19 protein-coding genes are annotated in these 15,298 nt (G+C 68.0%); 10 read left to right on the plus strand and 9 right to left on the minus strand.

The genetic code is table 11. From position 1 onward, the window contains the following. Nucleotides 1–140 precede the first annotated feature (140 nt). Nucleotides 141–347, plus strand: a complete 207-nt coding sequence (locus HUW10_RS13830) for a cold-shock protein (RefSeq protein WP_007422074.1) — start codon at nucleotides 141–143, stop codon at nucleotides 345–347. A gap of 89 nt (nucleotides 348–436) precedes the next feature. Here HUW10_RS13830 and HUW10_RS13835 read toward each other — a convergent pair whose 3' ends face one another. From HUW10_RS13835 to HUW10_RS13860, 6 genes are all read right to left on the minus strand, one after another. Beyond that, nucleotides 437–1,078 carry a GIN domain-containing protein gene (locus HUW10_RS13835; protein ID WP_174504034.1) on the minus strand — a complete coding sequence of 214 codons (642 nt, stop codon included), beginning with the start codon at nucleotides 1,076–1,078 and terminating at the stop codon, nucleotides 437–439. A 71-nt stretch (nucleotides 1,079–1,149) separates the two neighbouring features. Then, entirely contained in the window at nucleotides 1,150–2,385 is a 1,236-nt protein-coding gene (locus HUW10_RS13840) for a DNA polymerase IV (RefSeq protein ID WP_174504035.1), read from the minus strand. 51 nt (nucleotides 2,386–2,436) lie between these two features. Further along, on the minus strand, nucleotides 2,437–3,363 hold the full coding sequence (locus HUW10_RS13845) for a sterol desaturase family protein (protein ID WP_174504036.1): 927 nt from the start codon (nucleotides 3,361–3,363) through the stop codon (nucleotides 2,437–2,439). 2 nt (nucleotides 3,364–3,365) lie between these two features. Beyond that, nucleotides 3,366–4,367: a beta-propeller fold lactonase family protein gene (locus HUW10_RS13850; RefSeq protein WP_174504037.1), complete on the minus strand. Its 1,002-nt coding sequence runs from the start codon at nucleotides 4,365–4,367 to the stop codon at nucleotides 3,366–3,368. Then, complete coding sequence (locus tag HUW10_RS13855) at nucleotides 4,364–5,683, minus strand: O-antigen ligase (protein WP_174504038.1); 1,320 nt, start codon at nucleotides 5,681–5,683, stop codon at nucleotides 4,364–4,366. The genes HUW10_RS13850 and HUW10_RS13855 overlap by 4 nt, the downstream gene beginning before the upstream one ends. Beyond that, complete coding sequence (locus HUW10_RS13860; protein WP_174504039.1) at nucleotides 5,680–6,255, minus strand: class I SAM-dependent methyltransferase; 576 nt, start codon at nucleotides 6,253–6,255, stop codon at nucleotides 5,680–5,682. The genes HUW10_RS13855 and HUW10_RS13860 overlap by 4 nt, the downstream gene beginning before the upstream one ends. A gap of 40 nt (nucleotides 6,256–6,295) precedes the next feature. Here HUW10_RS13860 and HUW10_RS13865 point away from each other — a divergent pair, with 40 nt between their 5' ends. Then, entirely contained in the window at nucleotides 6,296–7,060 is a 765-nt protein-coding gene (locus HUW10_RS13865; protein ID WP_174504040.1) for an alpha/beta fold hydrolase, read from the plus strand. Nucleotides 7,061–7,094: 34 nt separating this feature from the next. Here HUW10_RS13865 and HUW10_RS13870 read toward each other — a convergent pair whose 3' ends face one another. Together HUW10_RS13870 and HUW10_RS13875 are read right to left on the minus strand one after the other, a co-directional pair. Continuing rightward, entirely contained in the window at nucleotides 7,095–7,508 is a 414-nt protein-coding gene (locus HUW10_RS13870) for an EVE domain-containing protein (RefSeq protein ID WP_174504041.1), read from the minus strand. Then, nucleotides 7,505–7,798: a YciI family protein gene (locus HUW10_RS13875; RefSeq protein ID WP_174504042.1), complete on the minus strand. Its 294-nt coding sequence runs from the start codon at nucleotides 7,796–7,798 to the stop codon at nucleotides 7,505–7,507. Before HUW10_RS13875 ends, HUW10_RS13870 begins: the two co-directional genes overlap by 4 nt. Nucleotides 7,799–7,937: 139 nt before the next feature. Between HUW10_RS13875 and HUW10_RS13880 the strand changes: the two genes are divergently transcribed. Genes HUW10_RS13880 through HUW10_RS13915 form a run of 8 tightly spaced genes read left to right on the plus strand, consistent with a single transcriptional unit; the run spans nucleotide 7,938 to nucleotide 13,451 of the window. Continuing rightward, nucleotides 7,938–8,750 (plus strand): heme ABC transporter permease, encoded by an 813-nt coding sequence (locus HUW10_RS13880; RefSeq protein ID WP_174504043.1) that lies wholly within the window; start codon nucleotides 7,938–7,940, stop codon nucleotides 8,748–8,750. A 4-nt stretch (nucleotides 8,751–8,754) separates the two neighbouring features. Continuing rightward, the gene (gene ccmD / locus HUW10_RS13885) at nucleotides 8,755–8,919 is read left to right on the plus strand and encodes a heme exporter protein CcmD (protein WP_174504044.1); all 165 of its coding nucleotides are present in this window, start codon (nucleotides 8,755–8,757) and stop codon (nucleotides 8,917–8,919) included. Next, the gene (ccmE, locus tag HUW10_RS13890) at nucleotides 8,916–9,437 is read left to right on the plus strand and encodes a cytochrome c maturation protein CcmE (protein ID WP_174504045.1); all 522 of its coding nucleotides are present in this window, start codon (nucleotides 8,916–8,918) and stop codon (nucleotides 9,435–9,437) included. The genes ccmD and ccmE overlap by 4 nt, the downstream gene beginning before the upstream one ends. Before the next feature lie 21 nt (nucleotides 9,438–9,458). Next, complete coding sequence (locus HUW10_RS13895; RefSeq protein WP_174504046.1) at nucleotides 9,459–11,432, plus strand: heme lyase CcmF/NrfE family subunit; 1,974 nt, start codon at nucleotides 9,459–9,461, stop codon at nucleotides 11,430–11,432. A 9-nt stretch (nucleotides 11,433–11,441) separates the two neighbouring features. Then, nucleotides 11,442–11,996, plus strand: coding sequence for a DsbE family thiol:disulfide interchange protein (locus HUW10_RS13900; RefSeq protein ID WP_174504047.1), 555 nt, complete (start codon nucleotides 11,442–11,444; stop codon nucleotides 11,994–11,996). Beyond that, the gene (locus HUW10_RS13905; RefSeq protein WP_174504048.1) at nucleotides 11,993–12,490 is read left to right on the plus strand and encodes a cytochrome c-type biogenesis protein; all 498 of its coding nucleotides are present in this window, start codon (nucleotides 11,993–11,995) and stop codon (nucleotides 12,488–12,490) included. The genes HUW10_RS13900 and HUW10_RS13905 overlap by 4 nt, the downstream gene beginning before the upstream one ends. Continuing rightward, the gene (ccmI, locus tag HUW10_RS13910; RefSeq protein WP_174504049.1) at nucleotides 12,487–13,263 is read left to right on the plus strand and encodes a c-type cytochrome biogenesis protein CcmI; all 777 of its coding nucleotides are present in this window, start codon (nucleotides 12,487–12,489) and stop codon (nucleotides 13,261–13,263) included. Before HUW10_RS13905 ends, ccmI begins: the two co-directional genes overlap by 4 nt. Further along, nucleotides 13,260–13,451 carry a DUF1674 domain-containing protein gene (locus HUW10_RS13915; protein ID WP_174504050.1) on the plus strand — a complete coding sequence of 64 codons (192 nt, stop codon included), beginning with the start codon at nucleotides 13,260–13,262 and terminating at the stop codon, nucleotides 13,449–13,451. Before ccmI ends, HUW10_RS13915 begins: the two co-directional genes overlap by 4 nt. A gap of 9 nt (nucleotides 13,452–13,460) precedes the next feature. On the opposite strand, the gene HUW10_RS13920 is transcribed toward HUW10_RS13915, so the two are convergent. Then, entirely contained in the window at nucleotides 13,461–15,281 is a 1,821-nt protein-coding gene (locus HUW10_RS13920) for a chloride channel protein (protein ID WP_174504051.1), read from the minus strand. Nucleotides 15,282–15,298 lie beyond the last annotated feature (17 nt).

The raw sequence follows: 15,298 nt of genomic DNA on the forward strand, positions 1-15,298 counted from the left end.
AAAACCTGTATAAAGAAATTACGGCGCTTTTCGGTTCTGGTTGCTGCGTGCGTTTCGGCGTTACCGCCTTCGACACCTCCCCAAGTTGAAGAGTTAGCTGGCCCGCATATCGCGGGCTGCCGTTTGTTTGGAGAGTCGCGATGTCGACAGGTACTGTTAAGTGGTTCAACGCAACCAAGGGCTATGGCTTCATCCAGCCGGATGACGGGTCGAAGGACGTGTTCGTGCATATTTCCGCCGTCGAGCGTGCCGGCCTTGGCCGGATCGACGAGGGTCAGCGCCTTGAGTTCGAAGTCCGCAAGGGCCGCGAAGGCAAGATGTCCGCCGAGAACCTGAAGGCGGCCTGAACCCGCCTGTCTCGGAAAAGGCGCCGTGCGAACGGCGCCTTTTTTGTTGCCCGTGTTTTTTTGTTACCCGTGTTTCTTGTCGCCGTCTCTCAGCGCTGGGTGATGACACCATAGGCGAGCGACTTGAAGGTATGCGCCTGCGGGTGGCCGAGAACCACGACCCGCCCTTCGCCATACATCGTCACATCGGCGTTCTTGCTGGCATAGACGACCAGGTTGGCCTGGCCCCGCGCCGCGATGCGCGCCCCGGCGGCGTGCAGCCGGCTTGCATCGATCGAGGCGACCCCGCGCGATACCATGCTGAACCGCCCGACCTGCCCCGACAGGGTGGCGGCCGCAGCGCCATCGTTGGTGAAGTCGAACCGGCGTCCCGAAAGCCCCTGCAGATCCGCGCGGACGAACCCTTTCGTGGTCAGCCCGGCCAGCGAGGGTGCGGTGATCGTCACCCGCACGGTCTCCTTCTGCGGCAGGTCCAGCGCGGCTGGACGGTCGATCACCAGCACGCCGCGCTGCACGCTCACGGCGAGGTTCTCGACCAGATAGGGATCGCCCGCGAGCCGCACCGATTGCGCGGCGCCGGCGGTGAAGTCGAGCCAGAACCGGCCGTGCAGGGCGATCGCGTCGAACCGGCCGACATGTTCGACGATCGTCCGCGGTGCCGCGATGGCGGTCCCGGCGGTGGCGATCGACAGCGCCGCGATGCAGGCGGCCGGAACGTTCCATCCTCTCATCGGCGATCCTCCTGTGGCCAGCCTATAGGCTTCGCACAGAAGCGGGCAAGCGCTGCGTGTGCCTGTCGTGCCTATCCGCCGCGGCGGATGATGCCGGTGCCGAATTTCGCCCGCAACCGCTCGACGGCGTCCTCGCGGGCGGCGCGGCGCGGCGTTTCCCGGTCGACCAGATCGCCGCGATCGGCCTCCGCGGCGGCGGCGAGCCGGGCCGCGCCGATCCCGATCAGCCGGTAGCGCGGTCCGGCGGCACGCATCAGCACCGGCTTCGCCGCCTCGAAGATCGTCTCGGCCAGCTGCGTGGGGGCGGTCAGCCGCACCGCATGGGTATGCGTCTCGAACCGGGCGGTCTTAAGCTTGAGCACGAGCCCGGCAGCGGCGAAGCCTTCGGCGCGCAGCCGCCGGGCAAGTTTCTCGCAGAGCGGAAACAGGGCGCGGGCGAGGGCGGCCGCATCGTCGATATCCGCGGCGAAGGTCGTCTCCGCACTGATCGATTTCGTTGCCCGCGCGGGGTCGATCGGCCGGGGATCGATGCCGCGGGCGCGCGCGGTCAGCATCGGCCCGTCCTCGCCGAGCCGGGTGCGGGCTGCGCGGTCATCCAGGGCGGCGAGCTGGCCGACGCGGGTGATCCCCATGCCAGCCAGTTTCCGCGCCAGCGCCGGGCCCACGCCGGGCAGAATGCCGACCGGCTCCGGCGCCAGCACCGCGGCGGCCTCCGCACCCAGCACGGCGAAGCCGCGCGGCTTGTCCCGCTCGGCGGCGAGTTTCGCCAGCAGCCGGTTCGGCGCCAGGCCGATCGACACCGTCACGCCGATCTCCGCCTCGACCTGCCGGGCGAAGCGGCTGAGAACGACGGCAGGCGGCGCCTTGTGCAATGCCGCCGTGCCGGAGAGATCGAGCGCCGCCTCGTCGATCGAGAGTGGCTGCACCAGCGGCGTCAGCGTGGACATCAGCGCGCGGATCTCGGCTGCCGCCGCCGCGTATTTCCGCATCTCCGGCGCGATCACCACCGCGTCCGGGCAGAGTTTCCTCGCCTTGAACATCGGCATCGCCGAGCGCACGCCCGAGAGGCGGGCGATGTAGCAGCAGGCCGCCACCACGCCGCGCGCCCCGCCGCCGACGATCACCGGCCGGTCGGCGAGCTCCGGCCGGTCGCGCTTCTCCACGCTCGCATAGAAGGCGTCGCAGTCGATATGGGCGATGGCGAGGGTCGCGATCTCGTCATGCGCGACGAGGCGCCGCCCCTCGCAATGCGGGCAGGCGCCGGCGGCCTCGGAAATCGTATCGCAGTCGCGGCACAGGATCGGCATGGCCAGCGCAGGAAACGCCTTATCGGCGCCGGGCGGAAGCGAAAAATCGCGTCAGATCGAGCGGACCATATGCACGAGCCCGGACCATTGCTGGGCGACCCATCCGCCGCTCGCCATCGCCTCGGGCGCTTCGGGGTCGCCGGTCGGCGCGAAATCCTTCGAGAAATCGGCGGTGCCGAACAGCATGTCCCAGAACGGGAACACCGCGCCGTAATTGATCGAGCGTTCGCCGGCGGCGAGAATGCCGTGATGCGCGCGGTGAAACCGCGGCGAGACCAGCAGCCGCTCGCCAATCCGGCCGAAGGAGAGGCGGATATTGGCGTGGCTGAAACTCTCGACGAATCGCAGGATCAGCACCAGCAGCGGGAATTGCAGCGGCGGAATCCCGACCAGCAGCCCCACCGCCATGAACCAGAGGAAGCCGATCACCTCGTCGAGCACATGGTTGCGGTCGTCGGACCAGAAGGTCATCTGCCGCTGGGCGTGATGCACCGCGTGCAGCGCATACCAGAGGCGGAAGCGATGCGAGAGACGGTGCCGCCAGTAATCGGCGAAGTCGAGGATCAGCGCATAGACCGCGAAGGTGATCACCGGATGGCCGAACAGCGGCGGGAAGATCGTCTCCAGCATCGGCGGCACATAGCCGTGATCGGCGAGAAACCCATCGAGCCGCACCTGCGCCGCGTAGAACAGCACGAAGGTCATCACCGGCAGCACGCCGACGCGGGCAAGAAACGTGTAGAACACGTCGACCAGCACCGCCCGCCGGCTGTCCCACCGCTCGATCGGCATCGCCCGCTCCAGCGGCACGCAGACCGCATAGGCCAGCAGCATCTGCGTCACGCCATAGATCGCGACCAGGGTCCAGCCGAAGGAGAGTTCGCTCCACTGCATCAGCCCGAACCGGTAGAGCAGCGGCAGCACCGCCACCTGCTCCACCCAGCCGGCAAGATCGTTGAACGGATGGGCCGGCAGCATGCTCAGGCCAGGCGCATCGCCGTGCGGGCGGCGGTGTCGGTCAGCAGGGTCGAGAGATAAATCCCGTGCGGCGAGCGGCCGACCGTGATGTGGTCAACAGCACCGCTCGCCGGCTCCAGCACGGCGACGCGGGAGGCGAAGCGCAGCGCGATCCACAGCCGCCCGTCCGGTGCGAAACAGAGATCGTCCGGCCCGCCCGGCATCGGAATCCGCCGCTTGAAGCCGAGGTTCTTCGCGTCCAGCACGGTGAGCGAACCGGCGACGCGGTTGGTGACGTAGAACTCGCTGCGGTCCGGCGTGAGGAAGATGTTGTGCGCGCCCTTGTCGGTCAGCACGGTGCGCATCACCCCGCCAGTCGCCGGATCGACCACGGCGACATGATCGCTGCCCATGATGGCAACCAGGACCACGCCGTCATGCCACATCACCCCGGCGGGCGTCTTGCCGACCGGCGCCGTCCAGCGGACGCGCATGGTGGCGAGGTCGATCGCGACCAGCGTGCCGGAATCCTGCATCGAGACGAAGACGGTGCGCGAATCCGGCGTGTAGCTGAGATGGCTCGGCATCGAGCCGGCGCGGAAGCGGTGGGCGAGGGTCAGCGTGTCGGCATGGTAGATGTCGACATGGTTGAGCCGCAGGCAGTTCACGGTGAGGAACTTGCCGTCCGGGCTGAACCAGAGCTGGTAGGGATCGGGGATCAGCTTGTGGCCGCGTTCGCGCCCGGTGGCGGGATCGAAGAAGAACACCGCATTGCCCGCGGCATCGGCGATCATCAGCGTCTTGCGGTCCGGCGTCAGCGTCCAGTGGCCGGGCTCGCGCAGCGTCGGCTCGGTATGGATCACCTTGCGCGTTGTCATGTCGATGATCGAAACGCGCGAGCCGCCCGAATCGAGCACGATGCAGATCGGCGGCGTCGGGCCGGCGGCGTGGGCGAGGGAGGGTGCCAGGCCGAGAAACGCCGGCGCGGCCAGCAGCGCGCGGCGGGAAAGCGGGAGCATGGTCATGCCGGGGACGATCCTTCGTCGGGATTGATGAACACCGCCCGCGCCCATGTGAAGAACGTCAGGCTGGTCGTTGCGATCAAAGTATTATCTGTCAGAGATTGCACTGCGAAGGCGAGAAATACAAGGCGGATCAGCCGTCGCTGCCCCACCGGCAGCGCAGCGCTGCCCCGAAACAGCCACAGGCCGAGCAGGCCGAACAGCAGCAGCGCGCCGGGCACGCCGCCCTCGCAGGCGATGCGCAGATATTCGTCATGCGCCGCGTTGGTGCCAAGGAACCGGCCGATCGGCGAATGCAGCGGTACGATCACCTTGCCCGCGCCCACCCCCCAGCCGAGCCAGGGCGAGCGCGCCAGCGCCGCCTCGAAATAGGGCCAGATCAGGTTGCGGTTGGACAGGCTGCCGGCATCGCCGAGATGAACGAGGTCGATCACGCGGACGAAATGCAGCGCCGGCCCGGCGAGAAGCACGCCGCCGAACGCAGCACCGCCGATCGCCAGCAGGCTGAGCCGGGCCCGCATGCCGAATTCCGGCGCGTCCACCGCGAGCAAGGTGGCGAGCGTGGCGCTGCTGGCGAGTGCGAGCGGCGCGCGCGCACCGCTGGCCAGCAGGATCAGGAAATTCGCGCCGATCCAGCCCCATTCCCGCCGTCGGCCGCTGCCGGCGAAGGCGACCAGCCCGGCATAGATGGCGATCATCGCGAAGCCGCCGAGAAAGGCCGGCGAACTCGATGCCTGCAGCCGGATCGCACCGAGCTGAACGCCGTAAAGTGCGCGCACCCCCGCCGCGTGGAGCAGCAGGCCGAACCCCACCGTCACCGCCGGGCCGATGATGGTGCTGCGGATGATCGCCGCGCGCATCCGCGCCTCCGTCCGCATGAAGCCGGCGGCGAACGGCGCCGCCGAGCCGACCAGCGACCGCAGCGCGGCGAGCGGCGTCAGCCCCGGCCACATTCCGTGCATGAAGCCGCCGATGAACATGAACACGAAGGCGTAGCCGGGATTGTAGCGGTCGAACCTGCTCCCGCGGCGCAGGGCGGCCAGCCCGATGATCGCCAGCCCCGCGACCTTGAGCAGGGCGATGATCGTCTCGTGATGGCCGATCATGTCGGAAAGCCACATCTCCGGCGTGGTCGCGACCAGGAGCAGCCAGGCGGCCATCGCCCCCTCCGGCCAGGCGAGTGCCGCCCCACCGGCAAGGCCGAGCGCCAGAAGGCCCAGCAAGGGCTCGATTCCCTGCGGCACGAGGAGCAAAAGCGCTGCCGCAAGACCGGCCGCCACGGCGAGCGCCGCCCCTCCGCGCGCGATGCCGCCAGTCACGGCACGGCGAGGATCGTGTAGTGCTCGTCCGGTCCGGCTTCGGCGGCGGCCGCGGAAAACCCGGCGGCGGCTAGGAGTGCCTGAGCCTCCGCCGGCGCCATCCGCCGCGCCATCGGCGCGCCGACCGCGCCGGGCCCGGCAGGGTCGTATTCGGCGATGAACAGCGCGCCGGAGGGTTTCATTGCGGCGCGGATCGCGCGCAGCGCCGTGTCCCTCTCGTGCATGTGATGCAGCGCATCGGTCAGCATGACCCGGTCCGGCGCCACGTGCAGCGCTGCCAGCGTCTCGGCCCGGCCCACCATCGTCTCCAGGGCAAGGCCGCGCCGCACCGCCTCGGCCGCGGCATGAGCGAGGGACGCGGAATCCGGGTCCATCGCCAGCACGCGCGCGCCGAGAGCGGCATACTCGAGGGCGAGGGCGCCGGTGCCCGCGCCGATATCGAGCACGGTCATGCCGGCGGCAAGCCCTGCCCGTGCCGCCCAGATTGCGGCGAGATGCCGCTTCTCCGCCTGCCGCGCCACCAGCCGTTCGAGCCGTGCCGCATCCGCCCCGGGTTGATTTTCCGCCTGCATCGGCCAACCCTAGCCGAAGCCAAGGGATCGACAAACCGAAATGATTCTCCACGCCTCAACGACGGGCAGCGGCCCGGACGTCATTCTCCTGCACGGGCTGTTCGGCGCCGGGCGCAATCTCGGCGTCATCGCCCGCGGGCTCGCGACGCGGTTCCGCGTCACCACGCTCGATGCCCGCAACCATGGCGACAGTCCGCACGATGCTGACATGCGCTACCCCGTCATGGCGGAGGATGTGGCCGAGACGATGGAGTCGCTGGGCATCGCCGCGGCCGGCTTCGTCGGGCATTCGATGGGCGGCAAGATCGCGATGATGCTGGCGCTCACCCATCCTGCCCGCGTCACCCGCCTCGCCGTGCTCGACATCGCGCCGGTCGCCTATGGCCACGAGCATCTGGGTTATGTCCGGGCGATGCGCGGACTGGCACTGCATCCCGGCCTGACCCGGCAGGAGGCCGACGCCGCGCTCGCCGCCAGCGTGCCGGAGCCGGCCTTGCGGGGGTTCCTGCTGCACAATCTCGTGTTTGGCGCCGCACCGCGCTGGCGCCTCGGCCTTGAGGAGATCGCCGGCGCGATGAACGATCTGGTCGGCTGGGCCGATCCGGCGCCGGGTGCGCGCTACGACGGCCCGGCGCTGGTCGTCGCGGGGGCGACATCGTCCTATGTCCCGCCGACGGCGCATGGGGCGATCCGCGCCCGCTTCCCGCAGGCGCGGATCGAGACGATCGCCGATGCCGGCCACTGGCTCCACGCCGAGAAGCCGCGGGAGGTGCTCGCGGCGCTCGAGCCTTTCCTGCGCGGCTAGAGCATCATCCGATCCGAAAGGATCGGAAACTACTCTACAGCCGCAACCCGCCCATGGCGCAGAGATACGCCCAGTGTTCCGGGCTGACCGGGCCGACCGACAGGCGCGAGAGGCGGACCAGTGCGAGATCGGCCAGCGCCGGATCGGCCTTGATCGCGGCGAGGCCGACCGGATGCGGCATCGGGGCGACGGCCTTCACATCGACCGCCACCCAGTCGCCGGATTCGGCGGTCGGGTCCGGATAGGCTTCCCGCACCACCTCCACCACGCCGACGATCTCGCGACCGATATTGGAGTGATAGAAGAAGGCGCGGTCGCCCACGCGCATCGCCTTCAGGTTGTTCCTGGCGGCGTGGTTGCGCACGCCGGTCCAGGGTTCGACGCCGTTGGCCACCTGCTGGTCCCAGGAAAACGCGTCCGGCTCGGACTTGACCAGCCAGTAGTTCACGGCGTCAGCGTGCCGTCGCGCAGCACGGTGCGGAAGCCCTGGATCTCGACCGCGCCGAACAGCCCGGCCTTGCTGTAGGGGTCGTTGGCGACCAGCGTTTCCGCCGCCGCGCGGTCCGCCACCTCGTAGACGATCATCGAGCCGCAGGGATTGCCGTCGGCATCCAGCATCGGGCCGCCATAGAGGATGCTCGACTTGATGCTGTCGAGATAGGCGAGGTGATCGGGGCGGACCTGCTTGCGCAGGGCGAGGCTGTCTTTGCGATCATGGGCGACGAGGACGAACTGCATTGCGATGGCTCCTTGCGGGCGGTTTCACTGACGCCAGCATAATGGCTGATCGTGCTGCGCCAAGATGTGATCGGCAGGGGCGGCTCCGCGTCCGGGTGGGGGCTGTCAAAAACAAGAATTCGTATTAGACAATCTGTTGATGGACCGTTCACCCGCCACGGATTACGCGGCCGACGCGCAGGCCGCCATGATCGCCGCCCCGACATCGAAATCAGGTGCCTGGCTGCACCGTTTCGCCAATCCGGGGCGTTTCCAGCGCCTGGTCCAGCCGCTGATCCCCTGGATCGGCTGGTCGGCGCTGATCGTCTGCACCGTCGGGCTGGTCTGGGGGTTCGCCTTCGCCCCGGCGGACTGGCAGCAGGGCATCGCCTCGCGCATCATGTATGTCCACGTTCCCGCGGCCTGGGTGGCGATGAACGGCTATGCGGCGCTGGCCATCTGCTCGCTGCTCTCGATCGTCTGGCGGCATCCGCTGGCCGATATCGCGGCGAAGGAGATGGGGCCGGTCGGCGCCGGCTTTACCGGGCTCTGCCTGATTACCGGATCGCTCTGGGGCGAGCCGGAATGGGGCACCTACTGGGTGTGGGATGCGCGGCTGACCTCGGTGCTGATCCTGTTCTTTCTCTATCTCGGCCACATGGCGCTGATCCGCGCGTTCGACAATCCGCAGCACGGATATCGCGCCGCCGCGATCCTCGGCCTTGTCGGCGCGATCAACCTGCCCATCATCGTGTTCAGCGTGTACTGGTGGAATTCGCTCCACCAGGGCAACTCGATCACCCTCACAGGCCCATCCAAGATCTACGTCACGATGCTGTATCCGCTGCTGATTTCCACCTTGGGCTTCTATCTCGCCTTCATTGCCATGTCCCTCGCACGCATTTCGAGCGGTATCATGGAAAACCGCGCGCGGGCGCTGCTGCTCGCACGCGCGGAGCGCTCGGGGAACTGATACGATGGTGAAGAACACCCTGCCTTACGTGGTCGGCAGCTATGGCGCCGCCCTTGCGATCATCGGCATTCTCTCCCTGACCACGTTCTTCCGCTACCGCGCGGCAAGGCGCAGGCTGGCTGCGGTGGAGCCGCGCGGGCGTGGCGAGTCGGGGAGTGCCGCGTCATGATGAGCCGCAAGAAACGCCGTCTCTGGATCGTGGTCGCCTGCGGTCTCGGTCTGTCCACCGCGGTGGCGCTGATGCTGGTCGCCTTCCGCTCCAGCCTCTCGTTCTTCATGTCGCCGCAGCAGGTCGCCGCGCGCCATCCGCCGGCCGGGCAGGTATTCCGCCTCGGCGGCATCGTGCAGGCGAACACCGTGGTGATGGGCACCCGCAACGGCGCGCCCTATACCACGTTCCGCATCACCGATGGCAGCGCCTCGATCCCGGTGGTCTATACCGGCGTGCTGCCCGGACTGTTCCGCCAGGGGCAGGGCGTGGTCACGATCGGCGCGATGAGCGAGGGCGATCGTGAATTCCTCGCCTCCACCGTGCTCGCCAAGCACGGTGCCGATTACATGCCCCGCGATGTCGAGATGGCGCTGCGCAAGGCCGGCAAGTGGAACCCGAAATTCGGCCCGCCGCCCGATGCCGGCGCCTGGGACGACAAGTCGCCCGCCCAGATCGAGGCGTCCAGCAATGGCTGAGCCGACCGCAGGAGCCGCACAATGATCCCCACCCTCGGCAATTTCGCGCTTGCGCTGGCTCTGGCCATCGCCGTTGCGCAATCTGTGGTCGGCATCGCCGGGCCAATGCTGCGCGACCGGCAGATCCTTCGTGCCGCACCCGCGCTGGCGATCGGCCAGTTCGTCATGCTGGGCCTGTCCTTCCTCGCGCTGGTCTGGGCCGGCGTGGTGTCGGACTTCACGGTACGCAATGTCGCGGAATATTCATCATCGACGACGCCGCTCTTCTACCGGATCACCGGTACCTGGGGAAACCATGACGGGTCGATCCTGCTCTGGTGCCTGATCCTCTCGCTGTGTGGCGCGACCGTCGGCATTTTCGGCAACAGCATACCCACCAGCCTGCGCTCGCGCGTGCTCGGTGTGCTCGGCCTCGTGTCCGGCGGGTTCATGGCTTTCGTTATCGCCGTCTCCAACCCGTTCGCGCGGATCTGGCCGCCGCCGCTGCATGGCGCGGGCGTCAACCCGATCCTGCAGGATCCCGGCCTCGCCGTGCATCCGCCGATTCTCTACACCGGCTATGTCGGCTTCTCGATTGCCTTCGCCTTCGCCGTTGCCGCCCTGATCGAAGGGCGGGTCGATGCCGCCTGGGGGCGCTGGGTGCGGCCCTGGGCGCTTGTCTCCTGGCTGTTCCTGACCTGCGGCATCTGCTTCGGCTCGCTCTGGTCGTATTACACGCTGGGCTGGGGCGGGTTCTGGTTCTGGGATCCGGTCGAGAACGTTGCCTTGCTGCCCTGGCTGACCGGCACGGCGCTGATCCATTCCGCCATCGTGGTGGAGAAGCGCGAGGCGCTGAAGACCTGGTCGGTGCTGCTCGCCATCGCCACCTTCTCGCTCAGCCTGTGCGGCACCTTCCTCGTCCGCTCGGGCCTGCTCAACTCGGTGCACGCGTTTTCCGCCTCGCCGGATCAGGGGCTATTCATCCTCGTGCTGCTCGCGCTGACCATCGGCGGCTCGCTGCTGCTGTTTGCCTTCCGCGCGCCGGTTCTGGCGGCGAGCGGGGTTTTCGCGCCGGTCTCGCGCGAGGGCGCGCTGATCCTGAACAACATATTCCTCTGCATCATCGCCGCCGTCGTCTTCACCGGCACGATGTATCCGCCTTTTCTCGCGCTGCTGTTCAACCGGCAGATCTCGGTGGGCGCGCCGTTCTACGACCAGGCCGTCCTGCCGCTCACCGCGCCGCTGATCCTGGCGATGGCGGTCGGGCCGATGCTGTCGTGGAAGCGCGCGGCGCTGCTGCCGGCGCTGACCAAGCTGTGGTTCGTGGCGGTTCTCGCACTCGTCGTCTTCGGCGCCTTCATCCTGCGCGGGCATTTCGTCGCGGCGCTCGGGCTCGCTGGCGCGGTCTGGGTGGTGATGGGCGCGCTGGTCGATCTCGCGGAGCGGGTCCGCCTGTTCCGGATTCCGCTTGGCCAGTCCTTCATGCGGCTGTTCACCATCCCGCGGGCCGCCATCGGCGCCTCGCTCGGGCATCTCGGCTTCGGGATCGCCGTGCTCGGCATCGCCGGCATGTCGTTGCAGACGCATACGATCCGCGTGCTCAACCCCGGCCAGTCGATCGATCTTGGCGGCTACAACTGGAAGCTGATCGCGATCAAGCCGGCAACCGGGCCGAACTACAGCGCCCGCGATGCGACGATCGAGGTGTCGCGCAACGGGCATCTGGTCCAGATCCTGCACCCCGAGACGCGGTATTTCACCGACCAGAAGGTCAAGACGGTGGCCGCTGCGATCCGCAGCAACGGCGTTCGTAATCTCTTCGCCACCTTCGCCGGTGACAACAACAGCGGCGGCGGCGAATTCCGCTTCAACATCCATCCGCTCGCGCCGGAAATCTGGCTCGGCGGCCTCATCATGGCGCTTGGCGGCGCGATCTCGCTGACCGACCGGCGGTTCCGCGTCGGTGCGCCGGTGCGAAGCCGGCTGCGTCGGCCTTCCGGCTCGGCCACGGTCTGATCCCGACCGATGAGCCTGTCGCGCCGCATGATGTTCGGACTGCCGCTGCTCGTCGTGGGCGTGGGCGGGGTCGGCTTCTATGAACTGCTCCGCCGGATGCAGACCGGCAGCTACAACCCGCAGGCCTTCGACAACCCGCTGGTCGGGCACGACGTGCCGGATTTCACCCTGACCGGGGTGGATGGCAAGGAGGGGTTCGACAAGAAGCTGCTCGCCGCGCAGACGCGCCCGGTTCTGGTGAATTTCTTCGCCTCCTGGTGCGTGCCCTGCGCCGGCGAGGCTCCCTATCTCGACCGGCTGGCGAAATCCGGCGTCGACATCTGGGGGATCGCCTATCAGGACAAGCCCGAGGCCATCGGCCTCTACCTTGCGAAATACGGCAACCCCTATGCCCGCCTCGCGGCCGATCCCTCGGGGCGGACGGCGATCAACTGGGGCGTTTATGGCGTGCCGGAGAGTTTCCTGATCGCCCCGGGCGGAAAGGTGGTGTGGCATGTCGCGGCGCCGCTGGTGCCCGAGGTGATCGACGATCAGCTCCGCCCCGCGCTGCGGAGGCTGGCATGAGGCGCTGGCTCGTCCTGCTCGTCGCCGGACTGGCTCTTGCCTGCGGCACGGCGATGGCATCTCCCGCCGCGCCGGCGCCATCGGCGGGCGGCGATCACCCGACCAGCATCACCCGCGACGGCGTGAAGCTCACCTTCGCCCAGGAGGAACGCGCCGAGGCGATCGGCAACAAGCTGCGCTGCCTGGTCTGCCAGAACGAAACCGTCGAGAATTCGCGGGCCGGGCTGGCCAAGCAGTTCCGCACCATCATCCGCCACCGCGTCGCCGCGGGGGACAGCAATCGCCAGATCATCGCGTTCATGGTCAAGCGTTACGGCATCTATGTGCTGCTCAAGCCGCCGTTCCGCCCGGAAACCTGGCTGCTCTGGCTTTCGCCGGGCATTGCCGCGATCATCGGGCTTGCGGTGCTGCTGGTCGCGCGCCGCCGCCGGCGGGCAACCCCCCCGCCATTATCGCCGGAAGAAACTGACCGGCTGAAGGAACTCCTGTCTTGATCTGGCTCTGGATGGCGGTGCTGGCCGCCGTGGCGATCGCGCCGCTCCTGGTCGTCTGGCTGCGCCAGGGCACGATCCGTTACCGGCGGGAGACCGCCATGGCCCTGCATCGCTCCCAGCTCGAGGAAATCGACCGGGATCGTGAGGAAGGCCGTCTGCCGGAGGAGGAATACAAGGCGGCACGGCTCGAAGTGCAGCGCCGGCTTCTCGCCGCCGACCAGATTCCTGAGCCGGAAGCCAACCGCGCCGCGCGCGGGGTGATGATCGCAACCTTCGTCGCCATACCGGTCGCGGCGGTGGCGCTGTTCATCCCCTCGGGGCTGCCTCTCGTGCCCTCGGAGCCGCATGCCAGCGTGATCCGCCAGCGCGATGAAGCCGCGAAGCGGGACAATGCGCTGATCGAGCAACTCAGGCAGAAACTCGCCAGCCTGCCGCCCGGCAGTCCGGAGGCGCGGCAGGGATATCTGCTGCTCGGCCAGGCGCTGGTGAGCCAGAACAAGCTGGCCCCCGCGGTGCAGGCCTGGAAAATGGCGCTCGCCATGAAGTTCGATCCCACCCTCGCCGCCGAGACGGCCGAGGCGGAGAGCGAGGCCGTGGGCCATGTCACGCCGGATGCCGCGGCGCTGTTCCGCAAGGCCATGGCCGCAGCACCGGCCACGGCCCCCTGGCGGCCGCTTGCCGAGCAGCGGCTGCGCGAGGCGGCGGTGCTGGAATCGAATGGTGGCAAGTCCCCCTTGCCGGGTAACGCGGAAGGGGCCAAATCCGGCTCATGACCGATCAGACCGAAAGCACCCAGGCCGAACCTGCCGGCACCACCACCGCGACCGCGAGCAACGCTCCGGCGGCAACCCCGGATACCGCTGCGGCAAAGCCTTGGCCGAAGGAAATCGGCGGCCCGAAAGGCCCCGAACCGACCCGTTATGGCGATTGGGAACGCAACGGCCGCTGCTCCGATTTCTGAGCGCGGCGCCTATTCGCCCGAAAGCTCCCGCCGCCGCTGATCCAGCTCCTCGCTGTAGCGGCGGAGGGCATATTGTTCGGTGAGGACGCCGAGCACCTGACGGCTCTCCTCCCCGTCGATCACCGCCAGAACATCGCATTCCGCCTTCTCGAAGGCCCGGATCGCTTCCTTCACCGTCGCCTGCGGCGTGAGAAAATCGTCACGATGGCGAACGAGGGGCTGGATCGACTCCTCGGCCGCGGCATCCGGCGCGTGCACCTCCGAGGGATAGGCAAGCCCGGCATAGCGCTGGTTCTCGTCGAGCACGACGACATACTGCGTCCGGCCGAGCGGGAACTCGGCCTTGAACTCAACGATTTCGCTGGTCTCCTGGGTGACGTACTGGTTGCGGCGCATCATCCGCCCGACCGTCAGATTGTGGATCCAGCCAATATCGACAGCGCTGCGGATCGTCTCGCCGCGCAGATGGAAGCGCCAGGTGGTGAACGAATAGCCGAAAAAGCGGCGAACCGTGAGCGATGCGGCGATCGCGGCCATCAGGACGGCGATGGTGATGCTGAAATTGTTGGTGCTCTCGAGGGTGAGGAAGGTCATCGTCATGGTGCCGCTGACGATCGCGGTGGCCAGCGCCGCCATGCCGACCACGGCATAGAAGCCGATCGGCACGCCATGCGCCACGGGCAGTAACACCGCGACATCGCCATAGGCGCGGCCGAGCAGCGATCCCATGAACAGCGCGGCGAAGAACAGGCCGCCGCGGAAGCCGGTCGCGATGGAGAAGGCCGAGGCGGTCGATTTCATCACCAGCAGCGCCACCGCGAGCATGAACGGATAGATCACGGCGAGCTGGGTGTGCAGCGATGAATTGCCCGAGGCCATCACCTTGGGCGTGATGCTGCCCAGCAGCCCGACAACGACGCCGCCGATCATCGGCCGAAGCCAGACCGGCACGCCGGTGCGCCGGAACACCGCTTCCAGCGAGGTCACCGTCCGCATGATCGCGATGCCGACAAACCCCGCGATGATGCCGAGCAGCACCGCGAGCGGGTAGGCATAGCCCGGCGTATGGGTCGGCAGCACGACATCGAGCGGCCGCACGCCGCCATCCATCAGCAGTTCCGTGGTCAGCGTGCCGGAGAGCGAGGCGATGACGACCATGGTCAGGGTCGGCAGGGAATAGGTGCCGATGACGAGTTCGATTCCATAGAACGCGCCGCAGAGCGGGGCGTTGAACGCGCCGCCGATCGCCGCCCCGGCGCCGCAGCCCACCAGCACGCGCAGGTCGTTGCGCCGCAGCCGCAGATGCTGGCCGATCCATGAGGCGATGCCGCCGCCGAACTGCGCATAGCCGGCTTCCTGGCCCACCGAGCCGCCGACGCCGTTGGAAAACGAGGTCTGCATCGCCACGATGAAGGAATCGCGCAGCGACATCTTGCCGCCGTAAAGCGCATTCGCCTCGACCGGGTCGACGATGTTGGTGATGCGATACTTGCCGAGAATCCAAGCGACCGACCCCAGTGCCGCGCCGCCCAGGATCGGCACGAAGATCGCGCGCATCGGGTCGATATGCGTCTGCTGCGAGAGGCCCTCGCCGAGCTTCGGCAGGGCGAAGAACCAGAAATGGAAGTGGTGGCTCAGGAAATCCATCAGGAAGACGCAGAACCCCGAGAACACGCCGACCACGACGGCAATCGCCGCGAGCCAGATCTCGTCGGTCCGCACCAGGGCCCGGACATGCATCGGCGCATCGACGGTGATCGCGGCCAGTCGTCGTCGTGTCGCCGCCCACCAGCGGGAATTTGACCGACCTTGAACCGTGGAACTCGCCATGCTGCGTCCTGTGTAGT

The organism is Acidiphilium sp. C61 (assembly GCF_905116885.1).
GTDB lineage: Bacteria > Pseudomonadota > Alphaproteobacteria > Acetobacterales > Acetobacteraceae > Acidiphilium.

Excerpts from the sequence above, each read along its gene's own strand:
- HUW10_RS13830 (WP_007422074.1), top strand. The coding sequence starts at position 141 with ATGTCGACAGGTACTGTTAAGTGGTTCAACGCAACCAAGGGCTATGGC.
- HUW10_RS13835 (WP_174504034.1), bottom strand. The coding sequence starts at position 1,078 with ATGAGAGGATGGAACGTTCCGGCCGCCTGCATCGCGGCGCTGTCGATC.
- HUW10_RS13840 (WP_174504035.1), bottom strand. The coding sequence starts at position 2,385 with ATGCCGATCCTGTGCCGCGACTGCGATACGATTTCCGAGGCCGCCGGC.
- HUW10_RS13845 (WP_174504036.1), bottom strand. The coding sequence starts at position 3,363 with ATGCTGCCGGCCCATCCGTTCAACGATCTTGCCGGCTGGGTGGAGCAG.
- HUW10_RS13850 (WP_174504037.1), bottom strand. The coding sequence starts at position 4,367 with ATGACCATGCTCCCGCTTTCCCGCCGCGCGCTGCTGGCCGCGCCGGCG.
- HUW10_RS13860 (WP_174504039.1), bottom strand. The coding sequence starts at position 6,255 with ATGCAGGCGGAAAATCAACCCGGGGCGGATGCGGCACGGCTCGAACGG.
- HUW10_RS13865 (WP_174504040.1), top strand. The coding sequence starts at position 6,296 with ATGATTCTCCACGCCTCAACGACGGGCAGCGGCCCGGACGTCATTCTC.
- HUW10_RS13875 (WP_174504042.1), bottom strand. The coding sequence starts at position 7,798 with ATGCAGTTCGTCCTCGTCGCCCATGATCGCAAAGACAGCCTCGCCCTG.
- HUW10_RS13880 (WP_174504043.1), top strand. The coding sequence starts at position 7,938 with ATGGACCGTTCACCCGCCACGGATTACGCGGCCGACGCGCAGGCCGCC.
- ccmD (WP_174504044.1), top strand. The coding sequence starts at position 8,755 with ATGGTGAAGAACACCCTGCCTTACGTGGTCGGCAGCTATGGCGCCGCC.
- ccmE (WP_174504045.1), top strand. The coding sequence starts at position 8,916 with ATGATGAGCCGCAAGAAACGCCGTCTCTGGATCGTGGTCGCCTGCGGT.
- HUW10_RS13895 (WP_174504046.1), top strand. The coding sequence starts at position 9,459 with ATGATCCCCACCCTCGGCAATTTCGCGCTTGCGCTGGCTCTGGCCATC.
- HUW10_RS13900 (WP_174504047.1), top strand. The coding sequence starts at position 11,442 with ATGAGCCTGTCGCGCCGCATGATGTTCGGACTGCCGCTGCTCGTCGTG.
- HUW10_RS13905 (WP_174504048.1), top strand. The coding sequence starts at position 11,993 with ATGAGGCGCTGGCTCGTCCTGCTCGTCGCCGGACTGGCTCTTGCCTGC.
- HUW10_RS13915 (WP_174504050.1), top strand. The coding sequence starts at position 13,260 with ATGACCGATCAGACCGAAAGCACCCAGGCCGAACCTGCCGGCACCACC.
- HUW10_RS13920 (WP_174504051.1), bottom strand. The coding sequence starts at position 15,281 with ATGGCGAGTTCCACGGTTCAAGGTCGGTCAAATTCCCGCTGGTGGGCG.